25 protein-coding genes are annotated in these 25,931 nt (G+C 64.1%); 7 read left to right on the forward strand and 18 right to left on the reverse strand.

Annotated elements, in window-relative coordinates; all coding sequences use genetic code 11:
- Window positions 1-10 precede the first annotated feature (10 nt).
- The 7 genes from RAD16_RS37055 to gltX form a co-directional block, all read right to left on the reverse strand.
- Complete coding sequence (locus RAD16_RS37055) at window positions 11-868, reverse strand: carbohydrate ABC transporter permease (protein WP_458162813.1); 858 nt, start codon at window positions 866-868, stop codon at window positions 11-13.
- Window positions 861-1,790: a carbohydrate ABC transporter permease gene (locus tag RAD16_RS37060; protein WP_458162814.1), complete on the reverse strand. Its 930-nt coding sequence runs from the start codon at window positions 1,788-1,790 to the stop codon at window positions 861-863. The genes RAD16_RS37055 and RAD16_RS37060 overlap by 8 nt, the downstream gene beginning before the upstream one ends.
- On the reverse strand, window positions 1,787-3,073 hold the full coding sequence (locus tag RAD16_RS37065; protein WP_458162815.1) for an ABC transporter substrate-binding protein: 1,287 nt from the start codon (window positions 3,071-3,073) through the stop codon (window positions 1,787-1,789). Before RAD16_RS37065 ends, RAD16_RS37060 begins: the two co-directional genes overlap by 4 nt.
- Before the next feature lie 61 nt (window positions 3,074-3,134).
- Complete coding sequence (locus RAD16_RS37070; protein WP_458162885.1) at window positions 3,135-4,313, reverse strand: ROK family transcriptional regulator; 1,179 nt, start codon at window positions 4,311-4,313, stop codon at window positions 3,135-3,137.
- Between the two features lie 123 nt (window positions 4,314-4,436).
- Window positions 4,437-4,937, reverse strand: coding sequence for a GFA family protein (locus RAD16_RS37075; RefSeq protein ID WP_458162816.1), 501 nt, complete (start codon window positions 4,935-4,937; stop codon window positions 4,437-4,439).
- Between the two features lie 78 nt (window positions 4,938-5,015).
- Window positions 5,016-6,320 (reverse strand): citrate synthase, encoded by a 1,305-nt coding sequence (gltA, locus tag RAD16_RS37080; protein ID WP_458162817.1) that lies wholly within the window; start codon window positions 6,318-6,320, stop codon window positions 5,016-5,018.
- Window positions 6,321-6,477: 157 nt separating this feature from the next.
- Window positions 6,478-7,908: a glutamate--tRNA ligase gene (gene gltX / locus RAD16_RS37085; protein WP_458162818.1), complete on the reverse strand. Its 1,431-nt coding sequence runs from the start codon at window positions 7,906-7,908 to the stop codon at window positions 6,478-6,480.
- A gap of 67 nt (window positions 7,909-7,975) precedes the next feature.
- Between gltX and RAD16_RS37090 the strand changes: the two genes are divergently transcribed.
- The 3 genes from RAD16_RS37090 (at window position 7,976) to RAD16_RS37100 (ending at window position 10,721) form a co-directional block, all read left to right on the forward strand.
- Window positions 7,976-8,563 (forward strand): NAD(P)H-dependent oxidoreductase, encoded by a 588-nt coding sequence (locus tag RAD16_RS37090; RefSeq protein WP_458162819.1) that lies wholly within the window; start codon window positions 7,976-7,978, stop codon window positions 8,561-8,563.
- 79 nt (window positions 8,564-8,642) lie between these two features.
- Entirely contained in the window at window positions 8,643-10,319 is a 1,677-nt protein-coding gene (locus RAD16_RS37095) for a glutamine--tRNA ligase/YqeY domain fusion protein (RefSeq protein WP_458162820.1), read from the forward strand.
- Between the two features lie 9 nt (window positions 10,320-10,328).
- Complete coding sequence (locus tag RAD16_RS37100; RefSeq protein WP_458162821.1) at window positions 10,329-10,721, forward strand: SgcJ/EcaC family oxidoreductase; 393 nt, start codon at window positions 10,329-10,331, stop codon at window positions 10,719-10,721.
- A gap of 80 nt (window positions 10,722-10,801) precedes the next feature.
- On the opposite strand, the gene glnA is transcribed toward RAD16_RS37100, so the two are convergent.
- Both glnA and RAD16_RS37110 read right to left on the reverse strand, forming a co-directional pair.
- Entirely contained in the window at window positions 10,802-12,232 is a 1,431-nt protein-coding gene (gene glnA / locus RAD16_RS37105) for a type I glutamate--ammonia ligase (RefSeq protein WP_458162822.1), read from the reverse strand.
- A 169-nt stretch (window positions 12,233-12,401) separates the two neighbouring features.
- The gene (locus tag RAD16_RS37110) at window positions 12,402-12,584 is read right to left on the reverse strand and encodes a hypothetical protein (RefSeq protein WP_458162823.1); all 183 of its coding nucleotides are present in this window, start codon (window positions 12,582-12,584) and stop codon (window positions 12,402-12,404) included.
- Between the two features lie 239 nt (window positions 12,585-12,823).
- On the opposite strand from RAD16_RS37110, the gene RAD16_RS37115 reads away from it, so the two are divergent.
- Window positions 12,824-13,186, forward strand: a complete 363-nt coding sequence (locus tag RAD16_RS37115) for an SPW repeat protein (protein ID WP_458162886.1) — start codon at window positions 12,824-12,826, stop codon at window positions 13,184-13,186.
- Between the two features lie 127 nt (window positions 13,187-13,313).
- Here the strand turns inward: RAD16_RS37115 and RAD16_RS37120 are convergent, their stop codons facing one another.
- A complete protein-coding gene (locus tag RAD16_RS37120; RefSeq protein ID WP_458162824.1) occupies window positions 13,314-14,636 on the reverse strand; it encodes an MFS transporter in 1,323 nt (440 codons plus the stop codon).
- 385 nt (window positions 14,637-15,021) lie between these two features.
- Here RAD16_RS37120 and RAD16_RS37125 point away from each other — a divergent pair, with 385 nt between their 5' ends.
- Both RAD16_RS37125 and RAD16_RS37130 read left to right on the forward strand, forming a co-directional pair.
- The gene (locus RAD16_RS37125) at window positions 15,022-15,255 is read left to right on the forward strand and encodes a DUF2171 domain-containing protein (RefSeq protein WP_026311879.1); all 234 of its coding nucleotides are present in this window, start codon (window positions 15,022-15,024) and stop codon (window positions 15,253-15,255) included.
- 93 nt (window positions 15,256-15,348) lie between these two features.
- Window positions 15,349-17,625, forward strand: a complete 2,277-nt coding sequence (locus RAD16_RS37130; RefSeq protein ID WP_458162825.1) for a ComEC/Rec2 family competence protein — start codon at window positions 15,349-15,351, stop codon at window positions 17,623-17,625.
- A 9-nt stretch (window positions 17,626-17,634) separates the two neighbouring features.
- Here the strand turns inward: RAD16_RS37130 and RAD16_RS37135 are convergent, their stop codons facing one another.
- The 8 genes from RAD16_RS37135 to RAD16_RS37170 form a co-directional block, all read right to left on the reverse strand.
- Complete coding sequence (locus RAD16_RS37135) at window positions 17,635-18,576, reverse strand: GAF domain-containing protein (protein ID WP_458162826.1); 942 nt, start codon at window positions 18,574-18,576, stop codon at window positions 17,635-17,637.
- A gap of 192 nt (window positions 18,577-18,768) precedes the next feature.
- Window positions 18,769-19,200, reverse strand: a complete 432-nt coding sequence (locus tag RAD16_RS37140) for a hypothetical protein (protein ID WP_458162827.1) — start codon at window positions 19,198-19,200, stop codon at window positions 18,769-18,771.
- A gap of 196 nt (window positions 19,201-19,396) precedes the next feature.
- Window positions 19,397-19,600 carry a hypothetical protein gene (locus RAD16_RS37145; protein WP_458162828.1) on the reverse strand — a complete coding sequence of 68 codons (204 nt, stop codon included), beginning with the start codon at window positions 19,598-19,600 and terminating at the stop codon, window positions 19,397-19,399.
- 187 nt (window positions 19,601-19,787) lie between these two features.
- A complete protein-coding gene (lexA, locus tag RAD16_RS37150; protein WP_027559402.1) occupies window positions 19,788-20,489 on the reverse strand; it encodes a transcriptional repressor LexA in 702 nt (233 codons plus the stop codon).
- A 176-nt stretch (window positions 20,490-20,665) separates the two neighbouring features.
- Window positions 20,666-21,877 carry a molybdopterin molybdotransferase MoeA gene (locus RAD16_RS37155; RefSeq protein WP_458162829.1) on the reverse strand — a complete coding sequence of 404 codons (1,212 nt, stop codon included), beginning with the start codon at window positions 21,875-21,877 and terminating at the stop codon, window positions 20,666-20,668.
- A gap of 230 nt (window positions 21,878-22,107) precedes the next feature.
- Window positions 22,108-22,302, reverse strand: coding sequence for a hypothetical protein (locus tag RAD16_RS37160; protein ID WP_458162830.1), 195 nt, complete (start codon window positions 22,300-22,302; stop codon window positions 22,108-22,110).
- A gap of 156 nt (window positions 22,303-22,458) precedes the next feature.
- Window positions 22,459-23,091 carry an HAD family hydrolase gene (locus RAD16_RS37165; protein WP_458162887.1) on the reverse strand — a complete coding sequence of 211 codons (633 nt, stop codon included), beginning with the start codon at window positions 23,089-23,091 and terminating at the stop codon, window positions 22,459-22,461.
- Between the two features lie 8 nt (window positions 23,092-23,099).
- Window positions 23,100-24,233: an alpha-hydroxy acid oxidase gene (locus RAD16_RS37170; protein ID WP_458162831.1), complete on the reverse strand. Its 1,134-nt coding sequence runs from the start codon at window positions 24,231-24,233 to the stop codon at window positions 23,100-23,102.
- Between the two features lie 295 nt (window positions 24,234-24,528).
- Between RAD16_RS37170 and RAD16_RS37175 the strand changes: the two genes are divergently transcribed.
- Window positions 24,529-25,866, forward strand: coding sequence for a S41 family peptidase (locus tag RAD16_RS37175; protein ID WP_458162832.1), 1,338 nt, complete (start codon window positions 24,529-24,531; stop codon window positions 25,864-25,866).
- The last annotated feature ends 65 nt before the right edge of the window (window positions 25,867-25,931 follow it).

A 25,931-nucleotide genomic window follows, 5' to 3' on the forward strand; every position in this document is an offset into this window, starting at 1 on the left:
GACACATCCATCATTTCACCGCGCCCGCGGTGAGGCCGCGTACGAAGTATTTGCCGCCGATCAGATAGATCAGCAGGGTCGGCAAAGCCGCGATCATCACTGCGGCGCTTTGCACGCCATGCTGCGGGATATCGGCGACCGCGGCGGAGAGCGCGATCAATGCGGCAGTGACCGGCTGCTGCTGGCCGGTCGTGAACGTCACGCCATAGAGAAACTCGTTCCAGATATGGGTGAACTGCCAGATCACGGTGACGACCAGGATCGGTGGCGAGAGCGGCAGGATGATGCGCCAGAAAATGCGAAAGAACCCTGCGCCGTCGATGCGCGCCGCTCTGATCAGCTCCTGCGGGATCGCGACATAGTAGTTTCGGCAGAATAGCGTGGTGAAGGAAAGCCCCTGGACCGTGTGAATCACGACCAGGCCCGTGAGCGTGTTCATCAGGCCCGTATCGCGCAGCACGATGGTCCAGGGCAGCAAACGCATCTGCTGCGGAAGGAAGATGCCGAGCGTGACGATCCCGTAAATCCAGCTGTCGCCGCGAAAGCGCCAGAGCGACACCGCGTAGCCGGCGACCGCACCAAGCAGGGTGGAGAAGATCGTGGCGGGAATGGTGACCAGCGCCGAGTTCAGCATGTACGGCCGGATGCCGGCGCAGGTTTCGGCGACGCAGAAACCGCTCCAGGCGGCAGGGTAATTGCTCCAGGCCAAATGTTGCGGCCAGCCGATCATCGAACCCTGCGCGATCTCCTCGTTGGTCCGCAGCGAGTTCAGCACCACAACGGCCAATGGCGCGAGCCACGCTGCGGCGACCAGCGTAACGACGAGATAGATCAAGATCCGGCTTGAGGTGAAGGTTCGGTCACGCATGGAGCGCCCGCCGCCGCTGGACGTAACGCCACGCCGCATAGGGCAGCAGCACCGCAAGAAGAATGAGCAGCATGAGGACAGCCGCCGCCGCGCCCCGGCCGAGCAGGCTGCGCTGGAACATCAGGTCATAGACGACGAGGGCCGGCAGCTGGGTCGCAATTCCTGGACCGCCATTGGTGAGGGCGCGGACGAGGTCGAAGGTTGAAATCGCGAATTGCAGCTGGATGACGATGACGGTGATGGTGATCGGCCACAGCGTCGGCAGGATGACGCGCCGGTACATCCTGATAGGTCCGGCGCCGTCGATCTGCGCAGCCTTGATCAGGTCGACGTCGACGGAGCGGAGGCCGGCGAGGAAGAGCGCCATGGCAAAGCCCGAGGACTGCCAGATCGCAGCGATGACGATGGTCCAGATCGCCATGTCGCGGTCGATCAGCCAGTCGAACCGGAAGGAGGTCCAGCCGAGGTCGTGGACCAGCTTCTGGATGCCTAGGCCGGGATTGAGCAGCCAGCTCCAGACCGTGCCGGTCACCACGAACGACACCGCCAGGGGATAGAGGAAGATCGAGCGCAGCACGTTCTCGCCGCGAATGCGCTGATCGAGCAGGATCGCAAGGATGAGGCCGGTTGCCAAGCTCAGCAACACGAAGGCGCTGCCAAACAGCAGCAGATTGTCGAGGGCGATCTGCCAGTTTCGCGAGGCCGCAACCGCGGAATAGTTGCGCAAACCGACCCAGCCCGAGACCGGGACAAGAGTGGATGGTGTGAACGAGATCCAGATCGTCCACAGCGAAAATGCAATGAGGTGCGCCGCTGACAGCAGCAGCGGCACCCAGATCATCAGATATTCGGGCAGCCGGCGGACCATGTCAGAGCTCGCCGGCCGGCCCGGTCGTATTGTTGTCGCGACGGCGTTGGTCAACGTGCGCTCTCGACGGCGTCGGCGAGGCGGGTGGCCGCTTGCTCCGGCTTGATCGTCTTGTTCTTCACATATTCGGTGATCACGTCGATCAATGCTGCGGTCATGCCGTTTTCCTGCGCCATGTTGTGCGCAAGACTGAGGACGGCCTGGTTGCTGGCGATCGCGTCTTTCAGGGCTGCTGCGGTGCGCCGTTGACCGTCCGACCAGCCTTCACCTGAGAGATCGACATCGGTGCGCACGGGGATCGATCCCGTGATCTGCGAATACATCGTCTGGATCGCCGGATCCATGACGAGCTGGGCCATCAGCGTCTGGCCGGCCTGCAGATCGGGCTCCTTGCGCTGCCAGAAGATGAAGGCATCGGCATTCAACAGGAAGACCGGCTTGCCATTGTCGCTCGGGCCCGGGGCGATCATGAAGTCTTCGAACTTGAAACCGGCGTTGCGCAACACGCCCTGCGCCCAACCGCCCATGATCATCATGCCCATGTCGCCGTCGACGAAGCGCTTCAGATTGGTCGAAAAGTGCTGGGCACCGACGTTGGGGTCCATCCAGTCGGCGATCTTGCGGACCTGCGCGAACGCAGCCTTGATCTCCGGGCCCTCCAGCGCCTTCTTGTCGAGGTTCATGATGGCCGCGCGGTAGGCGGCGGGGCTGATGCCCGCCAACGCGGCCTCGAACTTCTGTCCATCATCGGGGCGAGTGCCGCCATTGGCGACGGGATAGGCGACGCCGCCCGACTTCATCTTCTCGGCGAGATCGTTGAACTCGGCCCAGGTGACGGGGATCTTGTCGGCCTTGGCCTTGTCCATCGCGCGCTTGGAGAGGAACAGCATGTTGGTGCTGTAGATCTGCAACGGCAGCGCTATCCACTTGCCCGCGGGCTTGTGCAATTTCGCAAGGTCCGGCGCGACGACCTTCTCGTAGCCGGCGGCCGCGACCACCGCGTCGAGATCGACGGTGGGGGCAATCTTCGACCACGCCGCAATCTCGGGTCCCTTAAGCTGCGAACAGGCCGGCGGATCGCCGGCGATGATCTGGGCGCGCAGCTTGTTCATCATCTCGGTGGTGAAACCGGGGACGGGCGAGTGCTGCCAGACGCCGCCTTTCTCCTCGAACTTCTTGCCGAGCGCGGTGATGGCCGCCCCATCGCTGCCTGCGGACCATTGCGAGATCGCCGTCAGGCGCGGCTTGGCCGCGCCTTGCGCGCGGGCAAAGGCCGGCAGCGCGAGCATGGCCGCGGATCCAGCGAGCAGACGACGCCTTGTTGTGGTGATCGGCATGGCAAGTTCCTCCCGGTGTGAACTTCTTGTTTGAGTGCCTGAGGTCGCGTGTCAGGGCATGTCAGGCGGCCTCCGTCGATGCCGCGGGCATTCCGCCGCGGCTGGCGAGGCAAAAGGAGGCGAAGGCCAATGCGGCCTGCGGATCGTTGCCGTTCGAGGGCGGCACGAAGGCGAGCGACATCTGCGCCAGTTTCCGTCCGCCCAGGAGGCATGCATCGATCCCGTCGATGACGGCCTTTCGATCGTCCTCAGAGAGAAGGGACGGCCAACCGCTGACGACAACGCCGCGGCACGGCTTGACGTTCAATGTGTTGCCGATTGCGAGGCCGAGCCTGAACAGCCGTTGCCGCAATTCCTGGCGCATCCGCGAGGTGAGGGGGATCGTGGTCACCCATTCACTGCCGAGCTGAAGCAATTCCGCTTCGGTGGTGCGCAGGAGCTCGGCCAGCGCCGGCAGCGACGTATAGGCTTCGACGCAGCCGTGATGGCCGCAGCGGCAACGCGGTCCATCAGTGCCGAACACCATGTGACCGAGCTCGACCGGCTGGAGCGCATCGTCCTCGATCGGATCGTCCATCCACGCCCCCGCGACGCCCTGGCCGACGAAGACGAACAGATGCGCATCGCTGAACGGGTAGTGCTCGCTGCGGCAACGGTGAAAGGTGGCATGCGCGACCACCGAATTGGTGAAGGCGACCGGGACGTCCGCAAACAGCTCACCGAGCATGGCGCCGATACGTTCGACGTCGCAGGGGATGATCGGATTGCCAAACTCGCTCAAGCGGCCAAGGCCGGGAATGGTGATGCCGATCTGCGCGAGCCTGACGCGGCGCCGGCGCGTCCAGTTGCGCAGCAAGGTCAGGGCTTCGCGAAACACCCGGCTGACCGCCTCGGCTGTTGGCTTTGCCGGCAGCGGCACGCGCTCGGCGTAATGCAGTTCGCCCGACAGGCCGCCGACGCCGATGCCGAGCCACTGACCGGTCAGCTCAAGGGCCCCAAGCGCCACAGTGCGATCGAGCGAGACGAGGCCGGTCGGGCCGCCGACATAGGGGGCAGGGCGCCGCACTTCCTCGATCAGGCCTTCGGCCCTCAGGTCAAACAGGATGCGCGACAGGCTCGCTTCCGACAGGCGCACGGCCTTGGCCAGCGGCGGGCGGAACGAGCCGCCCGACTGAAGCAGATGAGTCAAAATGGCAGCGCGCGTCTGCCGCCGACTTCTCGGCTGCTCCGGCATTTCCATCCCTGTCGTCATTCTTACTTAGTGTAAGAATTTGCGCGCGGAGCGTTTCGGCTGTCAAGCGTTTGCCGGCGCAATGCGCCGACTTGTTGTTGTGCGTGGCAGCAAGACCCGCGAGCGATCCGATCAGGATTTTGGTGGCCGGCCTTCCGCCCATTCCGGCAATTCGACCTTCGGGTCGTACCAGTTGGCTGCGTCCGATCGCCAGATGTGCACCTCGGGCCGTTCCGCGATCAGTGTATCCAGGCATCCCATCCGCAGCAGCACCGTATCCTTGCCATCGCGTGCGGCGACGATGTGCGATCCACACTGCGAGCAGAAATACCGCGTCTTGCCTGGAGAGGATTCGAATCCGCGCAGCAGCTCTTCGCCCCTGGTCCAGCGAAAGCAGTCGCGTGGAACATTGGTGACGGTGGAGAAGGCCGAGCCGTGCGTCTTCCGGCAGGTCTGGCAATGGCAGTGCACGATCATGCTCGGCGAGGCATCGACTTCGTAGGCGACATGTCCGCAGAGGCAGCTTCCACTCAGCATCAGGTTCTCCAAATCTATGGGGTGGGCAAAGCGAAGCGCGCCCACCATTTCTGTTCCCAGCACGGAGAGGTGGTGGGCACGCTGCGCTTTGCCCACCCTACGGCATCTGCGCAAAACAAAAACGGCGCCATCCGGAGATGGCGCCGTTTAGAAAGCCGTGTGTCGGCTTAGGTCTTACTTGCGATCCTTGATCGCAACGTAGTCGCGGCGGGTGACGCCGGTGTAGAGCTGGCGCGGACGGCCGATCTTCTGCTGCGGGTCCTCGATCATCTCGCTCCACTGGCTGATCCAGCCGACGGTGCGGGCGACCGCGAACAGCACGGTGAACATCGAGACCGGGAAGCCCATCGCCTTCAGGGTGATGCCCGAATAGAAGTCGACGTTCGGGTACAGCTTGCGGTCGATGAAGTATTGGTCGCTCAGCGCGATCTTCTCGAGCTCAAGCGCCACCTTCAGCATCGGATCGTCGCCGTGGCCGGTCTCCTTGAGAACGGCGTGACACATCTTCTGCATGATCTTGGCGCGCGGATCGTAGTTCTTGTAGACACGGTGACCGAAGCCCATCAGGCGGACTTCGGAGTTCTTGTCCTTCACCTTCGCAATGAACTCGGGGATCTTGTCCACGGTGCCGATCTCGGCGAGCATCGCGAGCGCGGCTTCGTTGGCGCCGCCATGCGCCGGGCCCCAGAGGCAGGCAATGCCGGCGGCGATGCAGGCGAACGGGTTGGCGCCGGAGGAGCCGGCGATACGCACCGTCGAGGTCGAGGCGTTCTGCTCGTGGTCGGCGTGCAGGATGAAGATCTTGTCCAGCGCGTCAGCGAGCACCGGGTTGATCTTGTACTCCTCGCACGGCACGGCGAAGCACATGTTGAGGAAGTTCTCGGCGAAGGAGAGCGAGTTCTTCGGATACACGAAGGGCTGGCCGACCGTGTATTTGTAGGCCATCGCCGCCAGCGTCGGGATCTTCGCGATCATGCGCATGGAAGCGATCATGCGCTGCTTCGGATCGTTGATGTCGGTGGAGTCGTGATAGAACGCGGCGAGCGCGCCGACCGAAGCGACCATGACGGCCATCGGGTGAGCGTCGCGGCGGAAGCCCTGGAAGAAGCGGGCCATCTGCTCGTGCACCATCGTGTGATGGATCACGCGGTGGTCGAAATCCTTCTTCTGCTCGGCCGTCGGCAGATCCCCGAACAGCAAGAGATAGCAGGTCTCGAGGAAGTCGCCGTTCTCGGCGAGCTGCTCGATCGGGTAGCCGCGGTATTCCAGCACGCCCGCGTCACCGTCGATATAGGTGATCTTGGACTGGCAGCTCGCGGTCGAGGTGAAGCCGGGATCGTAGGTGAACAGGCCGGACTGGCCGTACAGCTTGCCGATATCGATGACGTCAGGCCCGACGCTGCCACTGTGGATCGGGAGATCGTAGTTCTTATTTCCGACCGTCAGCGTGGCGGTCTTATTGCTTGATTTTGCGTCCATCAGAGGTCCCCGATGTGTGGTGAAACGGGCCGGACCCGGAAGACCCCGATGAGATGGTGGGGCAGGCCGGATATTCCAGAATGTACGGGGAAGATGGGTATATTATTGCTGTGTGCGCTGCAAGATCATGGCAGCCATGGCCTACTTACGTCTTAGTCTAGTCCTTGGACTGATCCTTGAGCCGCTCCAGGCTTTCCTGGCGTCCCAGCACGTCCAAAACCTCAAATATACCAGGCGAAGTGGTACGGCCGGTCAGCGCCGCCCGCAGCGGCTGGGCTACCGCGCCGAGCTTGAGACTATTTTCCTCTGCAAAAGCACGCAGCGCGGCTTCGGTGGTCGCACCGCTCCACGTCTCGACTTTCTCCAGCGCGGAATGAAGCTGGCCGATCAGCTTGCGATTCTCCGGCGTCAGCAGGGCGGCCGCCTTCGGATCAAGCTGCAGCGGCCGGTCGGCGAAGATGAAATAGGCGCCGTCGATCAGCTCGATCAGCGTCTTGGCGCGTTCCTTCAGCGCCGGCATGGCCTTCAGCAACTGCGCCCGCGTGGTGTCGTTTAACTTGGCCTTAATCTCGTCGCGGGCGGGCACGATGTGATCGAGCACGTCCTCGAACATCTTCACGAGTGATTGATCGTCGGCGTGGCGGATGTAGTGGCCGTTGAGGTTCTCCAGCTTGGCGAAGTCGAAGCGGGCGGCGGCGCGGCCGACATTGGCGAGGTCGAACGCCGCGATCATCTCCTCGGTCGAGAAGATCTCCTGGTCGCCATGGCTCCAGCCGAGGCGGACGAGATAATTGCGGAGCGCGGCGGGGAGGTATCCCATGGCGCGATAGGCATCGACGCCGAGCGCGCCGTGGCGCTTGGAGAGCTTTGAGCCGTCCGGGCCGTGGATGAGGGGAATGTGCGACATGCTCGGCAGCGCCCAGCCCATCGCATCGTAGATCTGCTTCTGGCGGGCGGCGTTGATCAGATGGTCGTCGCCGCGGATGACGTGGGTGACGCCCATGTCGTGGTCGTCCACCACCACTGCGAGCATGTAGGTCGGGTTGCCATCGCCGCGCAGCAGGACGAGGTCGTCGAGGTTCTCGTTCTGCCAGACCACGCGACCCTGGACCTGGTCCTCGATCACGGTCTCGCCGGTCTGCGGCGCGCGCAGGCGGATGGTCGGCTTGACGTCGGACGGAGCGGTGGCGGGATCGCGGTCGCGCCACATGCCGTCATAGAGGCGGGTGCGGCCCTCCGCGCGCGCCTTCTCGCGCATCGCGGTGAGCTCCTCGGCGGTGGCGTAGCAGCGATAGGCCTTGCCGTCGGCGAGCAGCTGCTCGGCTACCTCGCGGTGCCGGGCGGCGCGGCTGAACTGGTAGATGACGTCGCCATCCCAGCCGAGCTCCAGCCATTTCAGCCCGTCCAGAATCGCGCCGATCGCGGCCTCGGTGGAGCGCTCCCGATCGGTGTCCTCGATCCGGAGCAGCATCTTGCCGCCGTGCTTCTTCGCATAGAGCCAGTTGAACAGCGCCGTGCGGGCACCACCGATGTGGAGGAAGCCGGTCGGCGAGGGAGCGAAGCGCGTGACGATTGGGGATGTGGTCATTCGATGGCGAGCAAGGAGGGTAAAGCTGTGGGGCGACCGTGTATCATAGGGATGGGAGATTTTGCCAATGCTAATCCAGGTCGTTCATAGCCATCCGCTTGCGGACAGCTACAATCATGCGTTGTTCCAGACAATTGTGGAGACGCTCGGGCGCCGGCATGAGGTCATCGCGACCGACCTTTACCGCGAGGGCTTTTCCCCGGCGATGACCGAGGCAGAGCGGCGCAGTTACTTTCAGAGCCCCTACGCCGACGAGGCGGTCGCAGGTCTGATCGGGCATTTGCGGCGTGCCGATGGCATCATCTTCTGTTTTCCGCATTGGTGGTTCTCGATGCCGGCCATGCTCAAGGGCTATTTCGACCGGGTCTGGGCGCCCGGAACGGCGTTTGCCCACGATCTGGCAGGCGGGCGCATCCGGCCGCTGCTGACCAATATCCGCCTGTTTGGCGTCGTGACGAGCTACGGCTCGCCGTGGTGGCTGACCCGGATCGTCATGCAGGATCCCGGCCGCAAGGTGTTGTTTCGGGCGCTGAAACCGATGTGCGGGCCTCGCGTTCGTTCGTTCTATCTGGCCCATTACGACATGGATCGCTCAACGCCGGCTTCCTGCGCTGCCTTTGTCGAGCGCGTGCGCGCCAGGATCGCCGAAGTTTGACCGGGGAGCGGGTATGGGGCTTGGCCTGACGGCGCGAATTTGGCAGAAGGACCGCTGATTTCCCTGCAGGATTATCGTAATGACAGAACCGGTGGCGACTGAGGTTGGGCGCGATTTCATTCGTGACATCATCCAGGCCGACCTCGATCAGGCCAGGTACCAGGAGATCGTGACCCGGTTCCCGCCGGAGCCGAACGGCTACCTGCATATCGGCCACGCCAAGTCGATCGCCCTCAATTTCGGCATCGCCCAGGAGTTTCCGGGCCGCTGCCATCTGCGCTTCGACGACACCAACCCGGTCAAGGAAGAGCAGGAATATATCGATTCCATCCAGGCCGACGTGCATTGGCTCGGCTACGATTGGGGCAAAAACCTGTTCTTCGCCTCGGACTATTTCGATCGCCTGTACGAATGGGCGGAGAAGCTGATCCGTGACGGGCTCGCCTATGTCGACGACCAGTCCCAGGAGGAGATTCGCCTGGCGCGCGGCACGCTGACCGAGCCCGGCAAGAACTCGCCGTTCCGCGACCGCTCGGTGGACGAGAATCTCGACCTGTTCCGCCGCATGAAGGCGGGCGAATTCCCGAACGGCGCGCGCGTGCTGCGGGCCAAGATCGACATGTCCTCGGGCAACATCAACCTGCGCGATCCCGTGCTCTACCGCATCCTGCATGCGCACCATCCGCGCACCGGGACCAAGTGGAGCATCTATCCGAGCTACGACTATGCCCACGGCCAGTCGGATGCCATCGAAGGTATCACGCACTCGATCTGCACACTGGAATTCGAGGACCACCGGCCGCTCTACGACTGGTTCATCGAAAAGCTGCCGGTGCCGTCCAAGCCGCACCAGTACGAAATGGCGCGGCTCAACCTGACCTACACGCTGCTGTCCAAGCGCGTGCTGACCCAGCTCGTCCGCGACGGCCATGTCGCCGGCTGGGACGATCCGCGCATGCCGACCATGGCAGGGATGCGCCGCCGCGGCGTGCCGCCGGCGGCCTTGCGTGAATTCATCAAGCGCATCGGCGTCGCCAAGGCCAACAGCGTCGTTGACGTCGGCATGCTCGAGTTCTGCATCCGCGAGGAACTGAACCGCACCTCGCAGCGGCGCATGGCGGTGCTGAAGCCGCTGAAAGTGGTGATCGAGAATTATCCGGAAGGGCAGACCGAGGAGCTCGAGGCGATCAATCACCCCGATGATCCCTCCGCCGGCACGCGGAAGATCACCTTTGGCCGCGAGCTCTATATCGAGCAGGACGACTTCATGGAGAACCCGCCCAAGAAGTTCTTCCGCCTGTCGCCGGGCAATGAGGTGCGGCTGCGCTACGCCTATTTCGTCAAGTGCACCGGCGTGATCAAGAACGACAAGGGCGAGGTGGTGGAGCTGCGCTGCACCTATGATCCCGCGACCAAGGGCGGCAACGCGCCCGACGGCCGCAAGGTCAAAGCGACCATGCACTGGCTGCCGGCAGCAAATTCGGTGCCCGCGGAGATCCGCATTTACAACCAGCTGTTCGCCAATCCGAGCCCGGACGCCTCGAATTTCGCGGCTGACCTCAATCCGCAGTCGCTGGAGATTCTCTCTGGCGCCCGGATCGAGGCCTCGGTTGCCGAGAGCAATTCGATGGAGCCGATGCAGTTCGAGCGCCAGGGCTATTTCGTGCGCGACAAGGACTCGACGCCCGGCAAGCCGGTGTTCTCGCGCACCATCGGCCTGCGCGACACGTTCGCGAAGGAAGTCGCCAAGGGCTGAGGGGCGATAATGAGCCGTGGGGCCGACGCCATCGTTTCCGCCATCATCGCAAAATGGTGCGCCGGCTTCGCGACGCTCGATGCCGCCGCGCTGTCGTCGCTCTATGCGAAGAACGCGTTCTTCTTCGGCTCCAACCCGACGCTATATCGGGGCAGGGACGGAGTAGCGGCCTATTTCAATGGCCTGCCGCGCTGGCGCTCGTCGAGCGTCCGCTTTTCCGAGGTGGCTGCGGCGCAGGTTGCGCCCGATGTGATCAACATGGCCGCGATCGCCTCGTTCGATCTCGGCGAGGAGGCCGCGCCGCTGTCGGTCAAGCTCACCTGGGCAATCGTGCGTGAAGACGGCGAGTGGAAGATCGCCAGTCATCACGTGTCGTCACGGACGCCGTTGATCGAGTTATAGGTTCGAGACAGCGCTTACGCGCCTCCTCACCTTGAGGGGCCGACATATCACGCCCGCAGGCCGTCATCTTCGACGGTCGGTCAGATGTCGTAGTAGAGATGGAACTCGTAGGGGTGCGGCCGTAGCCGGATCGCATCGACCTCCTTCTTTCGCTTATAGTCGAGCCAGGTCTCGATCACGTCAGCGGTGAAGACGCCGCCGCGCAGCAGGAATGCGTGATCGCGCTCAAGCGCGGCCAGCGCTTGGTCCAGCGAACCCGGTGTCGACTTCACCTCCTTGGCTTCGGCGGGCGGCAGGTCATAAAGATTCTTGTCGATGGGGCTGCCGGGGTCGATCCGGTTTTCGATACCGTCGAGGCCGGCCATCAGCATTGCAGCAAAGGCCAGGTAGGGGTTGCAGGAGGGGTCGGGCGAACGAAACTCGACGCGCTTTGCGCGTGGATTCGGCGAGTACATTGGAATCCGGCAGCAGGCCGAGCGATTGCGCTGGGAGTAGACCAGGTTGATCGGAGCCTCATAGCCCGGCACCAGACGCCGATAGGAGTTGGTCGTCGGCGCGCAAAGCCCGCACAACGCCCAGGCGTGGGTCAGCAGCCCGCCGATGTAGTAGCGGCCGAGCTGGCTCAATTCGGCGTAGTCGCTCTTGTCGTAGAACAGGTTGGTCTCGCCCTTCCACAGCGACTGGTGCACGTGCATGCCCGAAGCGTTGTCCTCAAACAGCGGTTTCGGCATGAAGGTCGCGGTCTTGCCATGTTGATGAGCGGTGTTCTTCACCACGTATTTGTAGATCATCAAATTGTCGGCCATGCGGGTGAGGGTTGTGAAGCGCATGTCGATTTCGTTTTGGCCACCGGTTGCGACCTCGTGGTGGTGAGCTTCGATCTGGATTCCCAGCTGTTCCATGGTCAGCACCATTTCGGTGCGTAGCGCCTGCATGCTGTCGGTCGGAGGAACGGGAAAATATCCCTCCTTTGGGCGCGGCTTGTGCCCCAGATTCGGCGCTTCCTCCGCGCCGGTGTTCCAGCTGCCTTCGCTGGAATCGATCTCGTGCATGGCATAGTTGATGCCCTGACCGTAGCGCACCTCGTCGAAGACAAAGAATTCCGCCTCCGGGCCGAAGTAACTCGTGTCGGCGCGCCCGGATTCCTTGAGATAGGCTTCAGCCTTGTGGGCGATGTAGCGGGCATCCCGGCTATAGGATTCGCCGGTCACGGGGTCGCGGATGTTGCAGATGAGGACCAGCGTCTTTGCCGGACTGTAAGGGTCGACGAAGGCCGTCGTCGGATCGGCGACGACCAGCATGTCGCTCTCATGAATCTCCTGGAAGCCGCGGATCGACGAGCCGTCGAACCCGATGCCTTCCGCGAGCGCATCGACGCTCACCGCGCTCGGCGGGACGGAAAAATGTTGCCATACCCCCGGCAGGTCAGTGAACCGCAGATCGATCATCCGGACCCCCTCGTCCTTGATCGCCTTCACGAGATCTTCGGCTGTCGCACATTTCGGAAACATGGCTCGCTCCCAGCATTATTGCGATGCGCGTCTTGCGGGTCGCGTTGCCGTTCAGCCGCAGCCAAACGGCTTGCGACGGTTGTGGTCCATACTCCGTGTTGCTGCCCCACCAGCCTCAATCCGGCTTGGTGGCATTTGCGGTCGGGCGGCTACGCACGCGCCGGCTGCATCAGCTTTGGTGAGGCCCGCGCATCAGCTTCATGGCGTCTTCAATATGCCGCCAGGTCTTGGCGAGCTCGAGGTCGCCCTTTGACTCGAGATCGATGGCGTTCTGGGCTGCTTCCGCAATGGCCTTGGGGCCATGTGCTTCCAGAAGTTGCCGCGCATAGTCGTGGATGTCGATTTCTCGCATGGCGTCACCTCCCTCTTGTGCCGGGCGCCACGCGAATTGGGTGGGGCCGGGAACGATAGGCCTCGACACCTGTCAAGCGCAGCTAGTCTGCATCCTGGACAGCGCACTCGCAAGGGCTCTTTCCGGGGGACGGCCGCAAGGATTGGATGCGGCTTCAGGAGCGTCAACAAAGCGTAAGTCGGAGGGATGCATTTTCTCCGCTGCGCCCCCATCTAGCCAGGAGAGGGGAGGTGAGCATCATGCGCATCCAACATTGGCAAGACGCTGCCAGCCTCCTTGTGGGCCTGTGGCTCGTCCTTTCGTCCTTTATCCTCGGCTTGTCCGGGGTGGCCGTCTGGGTCTCCATCGCGCTCGGGCTCGGCGTCATGCTGTTTGCCATCGAGGCATTTGTCATCCCGTCCTATTTCGAGGAGTGGGGAGAAATGCTGCTGGGCCTGGCTTTAGTGGCCGCGCCTTGGACGATTGGCTATGAGACAACGGCTGCAACAGTCAGCAGCGCACTGTCCGGCATAGTGGTGATCTCGCTCGCGGTCTGGGAGTTGATGACTGACCGTGACTTCAGCACTTGGTGGCACGATCGCTGGCATCGCTTGGCCGGCTGAGCGGATGTGTTAGCCGCGCGCTTTGCCGACCGCCATAAGCGGTCGGCAAGGTGGAGGTTTGCTCGTTCGAGTGTGCCGAAAGCAGGGCCTGTGCAGGGCTTTGCGGCCCTGCATCGGGATCATTCCCTCACTCGGCGGCTCTCGACTCGATCTGCTGCCAGATGCTGATCTTGCGCGTCTCCGGCATCAGGAAGACCGCGAGCACGAAGCACACCGCGGGGACCACGATCGGATAGAGCAGTGCGTAGCCGATGCTGCCGGTCGCGGCGAATGCCGCTGACGTGATGAAAGGCACCAATCCGCCACCCCAGCCATTGCCGATGTGGTACGGCACTGAGACCGACGTATACCTGATCCTGGCAGGGAAGAATTCCGCCAGAAAGGCGCCGACCGGCCCGTACACCATCCCGACATAGCAAACGAGGATGAAGATGATGAAGGTCGCGGTCGCATAGTTGATGTTTCCGGGCTGCGTAACCGATCCCAGCCACAGATACAGCGGGTAGTACGTGATCGCGGCGAGCAGCATGCCGCCGAGGATGACCGGCTTGCGGCCGATCTGATCCGACAGCCAGCCAAAGAAGATCAGGCTCGGCGTCGCAATGAGCAGCGCGGCCCCCACGATGTAGGCGGAGGTCAGCGCGTCCACCTTGGAGACCTGCTGCAAGAAATACAGCGCCCAGAACTGACCGCTGTACCAGACCACGCCCTGTCCGATCAGGACCACAGTTGCGATCCCGATATATTTGATGTTCGAGCTGAGGAAGGCCTCCTTCCACGGATTCCTCGTCATCTGGCCGCGGGACCTGATCTCCTGGAAGATCGGCGTCTCCTGGAGCTGGAGCCGGATGTAGATCGCGATGGCCACCAGCAGGAAGGACACCAGGAACGGAACGCGCCACGCCCATTCGTCGAAAGCCTGGTTGCCGGCATATGTCCGCGTGAGGACGATGACGGCCAGCGACACCACGATCCCGAGCGTAGGCGAGGTCTGCAGCCAGCCGGTATAGTAGCCGCGTCGATCGTCCGGCACATGCTCGGCCACGTAGGTGATGGCGCCACCATATTCGCCGCCCAGACACAGGCCCTGGATCATGCGCAGCCCGAACAGAACGAAAGCGGCCGTCAGCCCGATGGACTGGTAGGTCGGGATCAATCCGATCGCGCCCGTGCCCAGTCCCATTCCGCTGAGCGTGATGAGAAACGTATATTTGCGGCCGACCCGATCACCCATCCATCCGAACAGGAATGCTCCCAGCGGACGGATCAGAAATCCTGCGGTGAACAGCGCGATCGTGCTGAGCAGGGCGGCGACGGGGTGGGACTGCTCAAAGAACTTGACCGATAGAACTGCGGCCAGGCTGCCAAAGATGTAGAAATCATACCATTCGATGATGTTTCCTACCGAAGCAGCGATGATTACGCGGCGAAAATCGCTCGGTACCTGCATGTGCGCCTCCTATGGTTTCAAAACGTCTCCTCGCTTGTTTCAGCGTCGATCGTCTCGCGGAGAGCGTGATGCGCGGCGTTGCAGGCGCCAATTCAAAGAGTTGCGTCGGCAACGTCTGACCTCAGGCGCGTTTCGCGCCACCTGAGAAGAGCTCCAGCGGCCTTAGAACCGCGAGCCACCACTCCCTGCCCGTCTGTCGGGGGCGGGGGAACCGTAGTGTAATCCCATCACGGGCCGGCAACTCATGAGACTTTCGACTCAATCGAGCTGACACGGGGTGTTTTGCAACGGAGATCGCAAGGGCTCGAATTACCCGCGACTTCTGGCAAGCAGCGAACGGAAAGGTGTCTCAGGCGTTGTGAGGGGGCCAGAAAAGGATCCCACCATGCAGAACATCGCAGAGCATATGGAAGTCATCGGCGCCGACGGCGTCCATGTCGGCACCGTTGACCGGGTCGAGGGCAACCGCATCAAGCTGACCAAGAAGGACAGCGGCGAGGGCAGCCACAAAGGTCATCATCACTTCATCGACAAGGGCCTCGTCGCCGGCGTCGAGGGCAACAAGGTCCGCCTGTCGGCCAAGGCCGATGTCGCCGTGACGATGGAAGAGGAAAAGTAGACCTCAGTTCCTTCGTTCCCGATCCGTACCGCTATTCGCCCGCCTGCACGTTCCGGTAGCCTCTGTGCCGGTCGCGTATCGCAAGGTGCAGGGATGGCGAAGTCGGGCCGGCCGCAGCGTGTCTCGCAAGGGATCGCAGGAACTTGGCCGACGGGCCGCACCGCGTCGGCGGGCGGCTTTGTGCCGGCCGGGTTTGGTGCGTGGCCTGCGATTGTCGAAACGCTGCGCGAATGGCTGCGCGCCGAGGCCGGCGCCGGGCGGCTGCTGCCGTGGGTCCCTGTCGCCTTCGGCAGCGGCATCGCGCTGTATTTTGCCGCCGATCATGAGCCGGTGCTGTCCGTCGTGGCCGCGACGGCCATCGCCCTCTTGCTTGGTGCGATCTTGTTGTGGCGAACCCGGTTGTTTGCGCCCGCGATCATGATCGCGGCGGTCGCGGCCGGCTTTGCCATGGCGACCTGGAAGACGGCGCGGATCGCCCATCCCGTTTTGGCAAAGGCGCTCTATTCGGTGTCGTTGTCCGGCTTCGTCGAGACCCGCGACATCCGCGAGCGCACCGATCGTTTCGTGCTGCGCGTCACCGCGATGGAGGCGCAGCGCAGCGACGTCAAGCTGGAACGCGTGCGGCTTTCGGTGCGCAAGGGGACCGCGCCCGAGGTCGGCAGTTTCGTGCAGTTGAAAGCGCGGCTGATGCCGCCGATCTCGCCGGTGCGCCCCGGCAGCTACGATTTCTCGCGCGACATGTTCTTCCAGGGGATCGGCGCATCAGGCTTTGTGATGGGCGCGATCACGGCCTCGGTGCCGCCGGAGACCGGCGGCTTGAGGCTGCGCTATGCCGCCTTCATGCAGGGCCTGCGCGATGCGATCGATGCGCGCATCCGCGCCACGCTCGACGGTGACAATCGCGCAATCGCGACCGCGCTGCTGACGGGGCGGCGCGATGCGATCACGACGCCCGTCAACGACGCCATGTTCATCTCCGGCCTTGGACACGTGCTCTCGATCTCCGGCTATCACATGGCCGTCGTCGCCGGTGTCGTGTTCTTTGCGGTGCGCGCGCTGCTGGCCTTGATCCCGGGACTGGCAGTCGGCTTCCCGATCAAGAAATGGTCTGCTGCCGCGGCGCTGGTCGCGGCCGCGTTCTATCTGCTGCTGTCGGGAGCGGAAGTTGCGACGCAAAGATCGTTCTTCATGACCGCGGTGGTGCTGATCGCCGTGATGGTCGATCGCCGCGCCATCACCTTTCGCACGCTGGCGGTGGCCGCGCTGATCGTGCTGGCGGTCGCGCCGGAAGCGCTGGTGCATCCGAGCTTTCAGATGTCGTTCGCGGCAACGCTCGGCCTCGTCGCGCTGGTGCAGATCGGTATGCCGAACCTGTTCGCCTCGCCTGATCATTCCGCGACCGCGCGGATTGCCCTGTGGGGCGGCCGCGAGATCGCGATGCTGTTCCTGGCCTCGCTGATCGCGGGGCTCGCGACCACGCCCTATGCCGCCTTCCATTTCCACCGCGTCACGCCCTACGGCGTGCTGGCCAATCTCGGCGCCATGCCTGTCGTCTCGGCGCTGGTGATGCCGGCCGGGCTGCTGGGATTGCTTGCGGCGCCGTTCGGGCTCGACGGCGTGTTCTGGTGGCTGATGGGGATCGGCATCGACTGGATGGTCATGGTCTCGCGCTGGGTGGCGGCCCTGCCGGGTGCGATCGGCCGCCTTCCGGCGTTCGGGATCGCGCCGCTGATCGCGGCCAGCCTCGGGATCATCGTCATGGGTCTGCTGCGCACGCCGCTGCGGTGGTCGGGCGCGGCGGTGCTGCTGGTTGCGGTCCTGTGGGGGCTGACCGCGCGGCAGCCCGATATCCTGATCGCGAGTGACGGGCAGAGCGTCGCGGTGCGGGGCAGGAACGGGCACCTGCATTTGGTCAGGGCCAGCAAGGACGGCTTCCTGCTGAAGGAATGGCTCGCTGCCGACGCCGATCCGCGCGATACCGGGAGCGGCTCGCTCAGTGACGGCGTGTCATGCGATGAGGCCGGCTGTGTCACGCCGCTCGCCGACGGCCGCCTGGTCGCCCTGGCGTTGCGCATCGACGCGCTGGCGGACGATTGCAGCCGCGCCGCGCTGGTGGTGACGGCCCGTCCCGCGCCCCCGGATTGCGCTGCGATGGTCGTTGACCGGCAGCGTCTCGCTGCGCAGGGCGCGCTCGCGCTGACCCAGCGCGGTGACGGCTTTGCGGTTCAGGCAGTGAAAGCCAGAGGCACCGACCGCCCGTGGGCGCCGGCAGCCGCCGGCGAAGCGGATTTCGGCGTGAGCCTTGTGCCCCGGGCGGCGGCTCCCCGGGACGCCACGCCGTCCGAGGCCGATCTGCAGGCCGACGACTGAACGGGCCGGCTACAGGTACCAGGCCAGCACGGCGTCGAGCCCGGCGCTCCCGATCACCGGCAGGGCTACCATCTGGCTCAGTCCGGCGGCACGGGCCTCAATGGCTGCGACCGAACCATCATGCGCGAAATCGTCGTTGAGAGCGGGCATGCCGGTCGCCCAGGCGCCCCCGATGCTGCCGTCGCCCCTGGCGATGGATCTGGTCGCATAGAACGCGGCAAGGTCGGTCTGCGCGCTGCAATCGCCGGCGCGATAGACCAGCGCGGAACGGGCCTCGTTCGGCACCCAGATCTCGAAGCGCCGCGCGATCGGTGTCGCCTGCGCGGAGAGGAAGGTCAGCACCCAGGTCTGGTCGCGCTCGGTGCGGTAGGGAACGCCAACGCCGAGATTGATCCCGACCTCCGCGGCCTCCTCCCAGCGCAGGAAACTCTTGGCGTTGTGCAGGTCCTTGATGATCAGCGGCAGGCCGGCTTTCCAGGTGCGGCCCGGCAGGCCGAAGCCGCGCGGAAACCTGGTGTGGCGGGAGTTGAACTCGAACATGTCGGCGGTGCCATAGTAGCCGTCGACGAGTGCCATTTCGTGGGACGTATCGGGATCGTTGTGCCAGAGCTCGATCGCACCGACATGCGCCGCGTCGTCGCCGCAGAACAGCACCATCACGGCCTGCAGGAATTCGCCCGAAAAGACCGGCACCGCGACGCCGCAGGTGAGGCCTGCCGCGAGCGCCTGGTCGGTTCGCTTGAAATAGGAATTGGCGAATTTGGTGAGGATGACGGGATGACCGGCGGCCCAGGCCTTGCCGGGAAGGCCCTCGTCATGACCGAAGCGCAAGTCCTCGCTCACGGCCTTGAACGCGGACAGCCCCTCGCCGTAGAGGCCTCCTCCGAATTCCAGCCGCATGCGCGTGCGATCAGGCACCCAGAGTTCAACGACGCGAATGAAGGTTTTCATCGAACGTGTCCGCCGCCTCAAGTCACTGGCAGCATCGGCCATTTACCGGCGGAGCGGACGTTCAAAATTCAGGCAGGGCCGCGCAAACTTCGTGCGACGCAAGGGGAACACAAGCATCACCACGTCGCCGGCCACGGCCGGCGATGGCGATTTCCATTCTGGCCCCGACCTGCGAGCCGGGGATCGCTCCGATCAGCCGATCGGCAGACGCGTGATCGTCGGCCTGTCGGCAACGATTTGCGGCGTCTGCTCGCGCTCGCCGAGCGGCTGGGTCACGGGCAGTTGCAGCACGGTTGCGCGCTGGCCTTCGACGAGCTGTGTCACCAACACGTATTTGCCGTCGGCAAATTCGATCGCGTCGTGATGACGATCGGGAATGTGCGGATCGACCTTGCCGAACTTGCCGACGCGCGAATTGATCGTGCGTGTCCAGATCCAGCGATTGTCGTAACGGACGTTGTCGGCGAAAGCGAGCTCCGTTCCCGGCAGCAGACATACGGCGACGGACATGTCCGCTTCGGAAGCGAAGCCGCGCGTCGAGGTGCCGCGGAAGGTTGTCGTGACGATCGTCTCGCCGACTTCTGCGGGACGCGTCGCGACGGCGTGCAGGCTGTAGTCACACATCGTGTTGCTCCTCATTCGAAGATAGCAACCCGCGCCTCTGTTTCGGAGGCGCAGGCCTCTATCAGAGTGGAAGCCCATCAGGTTCTGCTTGGTTGTGGGCAAATCTGCGGCTTGGATCCGCGGGCCGCCATCACAATATCTTTTTCAAATACTGGAGGAACAAAGTCCGCTCCCGTGCATTTAGCGGCCTTATCCGTCAGCGGCCTGCAGGTGCCGACCAGCCGGAGTATGGCCAGACCGGTTGTGACGGCTGCGCGACGGCGTTGCGTGCATTGCGGAATTGTTCGCTCGCCGCTGCCGGTGTTGCCTTGCGGGCATGGTGCGGCTCTGCGGCGATGGCTTGCGACGCGGATTCTGCGATCAGCGCCATCATGATTGTGCTCAAGACGATCTTGCGCATGGTTGTCTCCTCGGTCTGTCAAAGGCCTTACGAAGCGATGCGGGCTTCGTGCGGCGTGCCGAGGATCTAGCGCTGGAGAGGTGGCGGGATAATCTGCGCAAAACCAGAAAGACTATCCAGCCGGAGCGGACAATCATCCGCTCCATCGTTTAAGGCGCGGTCGCCAGAGGGCGCCGCGCGGACGTGTTCAGTACTTCCGGTAAAGCCCGATCAGCTTGCCCTGAATCTTGACCCGGTTGGGCGGCAGGATGCGGACCTCATAGGCGGCGTTGGCGGGCTCGAGCGCGATCGAGGCGCCCCGGCGGCGGAAGCGCTTCAGGGTTGCCTCTTCGTCGTCGATCAGGGCCACCACGATGTCGCCGGTGTCGGCGCTCTCGTTGCGCTGGATCAGCGCCATGTCGCCGTCGAGGATGCCGGCTTCCACCATGGAATCGCCGCGCACTTCGAGCGCGTAGTGCTCGCCCGAGCCGAGCATGTCGGGCGGAACGCTGATGGTGTGGCTGCGGGTCTGCAACGCCTCGATCGGCGTGCCGGCCGCGATCCGACCCATCACCGGCACGGCGACGGGACGCTCGCCCTCGTCGGCGGGCGGGCTTGAGGTGGTGCGCACCTTGCCGAGATTGCCCTCGATGACGCTGGGCGTGAAGCCGCGGCGGTTGCCGGCGGCGGCCTGCAGCTCGGGCAGCTTGATCACCTCGATGGCGCGGGCGCGGTTGGGCAGGCGGCGGATGAAGCCGCGCTCCTCGAGCGCGGTGATCAGGCGATGGATGCCCGACTTCGAGCGCAGGTCGAGCGCGTCCTTCATCTCATCGAAGGAGGGCGGCACGCCGCTTTCCTTCAGCCGCTCGCTGATGAACCGCAGGAGCTCGTATTGTTTGCGCGTTAACATCTCGACCAAAATCCCCCGGTTGATGTCGTTCGATTCCGAGACGCTGAATTCAGCGATAAGCCGCTACATGCTCGAAACAAATCATGAACGGACACTATATGTTCGATACATGTTCCGCAACTGCTTAATTTACCGTGAACGCGACAAAGTTCGCGGAACGCGTGCGAACGAAGCGGTCAGACGGGCAGTCGCAGCACCTCGCAAGGCGCACCGGCCTCGGCCTTCGGTGCGAATGGTGCGCGCACGAGAAGTGCCTGTGCCGCAGCGAGATTCGCAAGCAGCGAGGAGTCCTGGTGGTTGACCGGATTGGCAACGAGCGTGCCGTCGTCGCGCATATCGAGGCGCGCGCGCAGATAATCCTCGCGCTGGTCATTGGCGCCGACGGCGCGGCCGAGCACGGCGCGTTCGCGGCGATGATGAATCACCTGCTGGCCTGCCAGCGCGCGAATCAGCGGCACCAGAAACAGGAAACCGCAAACGTAGGATGACACGGGATTGCCGGGCAGGCCGATCACGCGCATCGCCCCGAGTTGTCCGTTCATCATCGGCTTGCCCGGCCGCATCGCGATCTTCCAGAACGCCATCGAGATGCCTTCGTCCCGCAGCGCCTGCTGCACCAGGTCGTGGTCGCCGACCGAAGCACCGCCGGTGGTGATGAGGATATCGGCGCCGCTCTCGCGGGCGCGGCGGATACCGGCGGTGGTGGCGGCAAGCGTGTCGGCGGCGACGCCGAGGTCGATGGTGTCGGCGCCCTCGCTGCGGGCGAGCGCGTGCAGGGCGTAGCCGTTGGAATAGACGATCTGGCCGGGGCCGGGCGTCGTGCCCGGCATCACCAGCTCATCGCCGGTGGCGAGGACCGCAACCTTCGGGCGGCGACGGACGGGCAGAAGCGGGTGGTTCATCCCGGCGGCGAGGGCGAGGTCGCGCTCGGTGAGCCGGGCTCCCTTGCGCAGCAGCACGTCGCCTTCCGAGAAGTCGACGCCGGCGGGGCGGATGTGCCGTCCCGTCACCGCGGCTTCCTTGATCGTGATGCGCTTGCCGTCTGCGACCGTGTCCTCCTGGATCACGACCGCGTCGGCGCCGTCAGGCACGACGCCGCCGGTGAAGATCCGCACGGCTTGGCCGGCACCGACCGTTCCGGCGAATGGCCGGCCCGCCGCGACCTCGCCGATCACGGTGAGCTGGGCATCGACCTTCGCTGCGTCCGCCGCGCGTACCGCATAGCCGTCCATCGCCGACATCGCCTGCGGCGGCTGGGTCCGCTGCGCCGCGACGTCGCGGGCGAGCACGCGGTGAAAGGCTTGGTCGAGAGCGACCGATTCTTCGGGCAGCGGCTCTGCGCCGGCAAGCACCGCGGCGAGCGCGTCAGAAACCGGCATCAGGGCCACGGTGAAAACTCCAGCTGCGCCCGTTCGGGCAAATCGGCGGCGAGAGTTCTAGCCGAGTGCAGGCACAGAGGCAAAACGGGTGGCCGCGCGGGATGATTTATCCTGCGTCATGCGCTTGGCGATGAGAGGCAGCATCACGTCCGCCGCGGCATGATCCGGAAGGCGAGACAGACCGGCACGAGGGTGGCCATGGCGAGGACGAGAAAGACGAGAGCCACGGCCAGCATCGGTCAGGTCTCCGGCTGTTTGCCCGGACTGACGTCCGGCGCAATCGGCCCCTGATCCTTGTCGGGCATCGGGTCGGCCTGGGCTTTCAGGTCGGCGGCCTTGCTGATCAACTTTGCGGAGAGGTCAGAATCCGAAGTGGTTCTGGCGAATTTCATCAGCAGGGAGGCCTGCTTGGTGAGGTAGGTTTTGCCCAACACGACGATAGGTCCGATGTAGAATTCCCAACGGACTCATGAGTCCTGAACGGGACATTCGTTCCCCGAACTCCGTACAAAAATGCACAAAGTAATTTGGTTCCTCATTTTCGGCGGAATGAGTTCCGGGAACCGGATGGCGCGATGGCGGAATGCCAGTCAGATTCCCAGCGCCCTCAGCGCGTTGCCGACATCCTGGGGCGAGGTCACATGCACCGCGGTCAAACCGCAGGCACGGGCGCCCTCGATGTTCTCGGCGAGGTCATCGAAGAACACGATTCGGTTTGCCGGCACGCCCATCGCCGCGATGACATGGTCGAAGGCTTCCGCATCCGGCTTGCGCAGACCTATGCTGGACGAGAGGTACAGCTCGCGGAAATGGCCGAGCAGGCCGGCATATTCCTTCGAGAAATAGTCGACATGCGGCCGGTTGGTGTTGGAGAAGGCGTAGAGCGGCATTTGCTTGGCCGCGCGCGGCAACAGCTCGGCGATGTCAGGCATCTCGCCGGCGAAGATCGCGTTCCATCCCTCCAGGAACTGCGCATCGGAGATCTCGATGCCGAGCAATGCGCGCAGCGACCGGAAATAATCCTCGTCGCTGATCTTGCCGACCTCATGCAGCCGGTAGGCCTCGCTGTCACGTACAAAGCGCGCGACGACGGCTTCGGGCTCGCACCCCGCATGTCCCGCCCAGCAGGCGATTGCCTTGGAGAAATCGATATCGAGCACGACGCGCCCGAGATCGAACAGAAGCGCATCCGCGCTGCCGGGAGAGAGCGGGGTCACCTGTATCCTTTCACTCAGTATCGATAGGGTTCGTGATCGAACAGCGGGAACGCGCTGAACACGCTCGGCGCATTCGTCGCGGTGGCCGGATGCAGGCAGGACTTGTTGACCCCGGCGAAGGAGGTGGCCCCCAGCAGGCCGAGGCAGCGCAGCACCTCGTCCTCCAGCAGCTCCAGCATCCGCGTCACGCCGGCTTCGCCGGCCGCCGCCAGCGCCCAGCATTGCAGCCGGCCGATGCCGACGAGGTCGGCTCCCGCCGCGATCGCCTTGACGATGTCGGTGCCGCGGCAGAAGCCGCCATCGACCATGATCTTGGCCCGGCCCTTCACGGCGTCGACGATTTCAGGGAGCACATGCATGGCGCCGCGGCCGTGATCGAGCTGGCGGCCGCCATGGTTGGAGACGTAGATCCATTCGACGCCGTGATCGACCGCGATCTGGGCATCCTCGGCGGTGGCGATGCCCTTGAGGATCAGCGGGATCTTGAACTTGTCCTTGACCATCTTCACGGTCCGCCACTCCAGGCCCTTCTGGTAATCGCCGCCGGTGGCGCGCAGCCGGCTCTCGCGGACATAACGCTTGGCGATGTCACGTTCGCGACGGCTGTAATGGGCGGTGTCGACGGTCAGGCAGAAGGCGGCGTAGCCGTTCTTCTCGCTCCGGCTGACGACATCGGCGACGAAGTCGTCGTCGCCGCGGACGTAGAGCTGGTAGAGCCGCAAGGCATCGGGCGCGGCTTCGGCGGTCTTCTCCAGGCCCGGCTCCGACACCGAGCTCAGCATGTGCGCCGCACCGAAGGTGCCGCACGCGCGCGCGACGCTGGCTGCGCCGTGCGGGTCGAAAATCTCCAGCGCACCGACCGGGGCCAGCACGACCGGCAGCCGCATCTTGCGGCCGAACTGCTCGACGGAGCCGTCGACCGTGCGCACGTCGCGCAACACGCGCGGCCGGAACGCGATCTCGTCCAGCGCCATGCGGTTGCGGCGCATCGTGGTCTCGGTCTCGGCGGCGCCGATGATGTAGTCCCAGGCATTCTGGTTGAGGTTGGCGCGCGCCTTCCGGATGAATTCGTGCAGGTTCTGGAACAGCTCGTTGCTGGCGCCGAGTTCGACGTTCCGTTCCGGCCGGATGCGGGGCGCTTCGTTCATTGTTGTCCTCCCGAGAATTTGAAGCCTTGTCTCATCGCCTAACCCGTCCGGCCCTCCAAAACCATCCTAAAATCGCATAGCTGCGAGGCATGGACGGACCGGCCGATTCCCGCCCAGCGCGAGACGGTTTCCGAACGTTGCCAAAAGTTTAGGTCAGGACGAAGAGATTTTTACGGGTGTACCGGCCGGCGTGGCATCCCGGCCTTGAAGAAACCTGAATGGTATTGTGAACAACCGGCTGGATCGCCATTTGCATGGCGGCTCCCGAGCCCCGAGCAAGAAGGCCAAATCATCCATGCGAAAATCCCTGCTGTTCCCCCTGGGCGCGCTCACAGGCGTGTGTCTGACCGTTTTGGTATCCGGCCCGCAAGGCGGACTATGGGCGGCGAGGGCGGCGGCAGGCGCGGATGATGCCTATACCCAGCTCAACCTGTTCGGAGAAGTCTTCGAGCGCGTGAAGGCGAGCTACGTCGAGAAGCCCGACAATGCCAAGATGATCGAAGGTGCGATCACCGGCATGGTGACTTCGCTCGATCCCCATTCGCGCTACATGAACGACAAGGCCTGGACCGAGATGCAGGAGACCACCTCCGGCGAGTTCGGCGGCCTCGGCATAGAGGTCACGATGGAGGAGGGCCTCGTCAAGGTCGTCTCGCCGATCGACGAGACGCCGGCCTCCAAGGCCGGTATCATGTCCGGCGATCTCATCAGCAAGATCGACGGCGAGGCGGTGCAGGGCATGACGCTCGAGCAGGCCGTCAACAAGATGAAGGGCCCGGTCGATACCCAGACCAAGCTCACCATCGTGCGCAAGGGCGCCGATGCTCCGCTCGATGTCGCGATCAAGCGCGAGATCATCCATGTCCGCCCCGTGCGCTTCCACGTCGAGAACGGCGACATCGGCTATATCCGCGTCACCTCGTTCAACGAGCAGACCACCGACGGCCTGAAGAAGGCGATCGCGTCGATCTCCAAGCAGATTCCGCAGGAGAAGCTCGTCGGCTACGTGATGGACCTGCGCAACAATCCGGGCGGACTGCTCGACCAGGCCGTATCGGTGTCGAGCGCGTTCCTGCAGCGCGGCGAGGTCGTCTCGACCCGCGGCCGCAATCCGGAAGAGACCCAGCGCTTCACCGCGCATGGTGGCGACCTCACCAAGGGCAAGCCGCTGGTGATTCTGGTCAATGGCGGTTCGGCTTCGGCCTCGGAGATCGTGGCCGGCGCGCTGCATGACCACAAGCGTGCCACCATCATCGGCACGCGCTCGTTCGGCAAGGGCTCGGTGCAGACCATCATTCCGCTTGGCGCCGGCAACGGCGCGCTGGCGCTGACCACCGCGCGCTACTACACGCCGTCGGGCCGCTCGATCCAGGCCCAGGGCATCGCGCCCGACATCGAGATCCTGCAGGACGTCCCGCCCGAGCTGAAGGGCCGCGTGGACACCATGGCGGAATCCCAGATGCGCGGCCATCTGCAGGCCGCCGACGGCACCGAGCAGACCGGATCGCAGTCCTACGTCCCGCCGGAAGAGAAGGACGACAAGGCCTTGCACGCGGCTTACGACTTCCTGCACGGCGTCACCGCGAATGCGGTCGCCGCCAAGCCCGCGCCGAAGGCTGCGGTGCCGAACTAAGGCTTTACGACTTCGAGACGCCGATATCGCCCGGGAGTGGATCACCGCTCCCGGGCGATTTCGTT

The organism is Bradyrhizobium sp. 18BD (genome assembly GCF_054185225.1).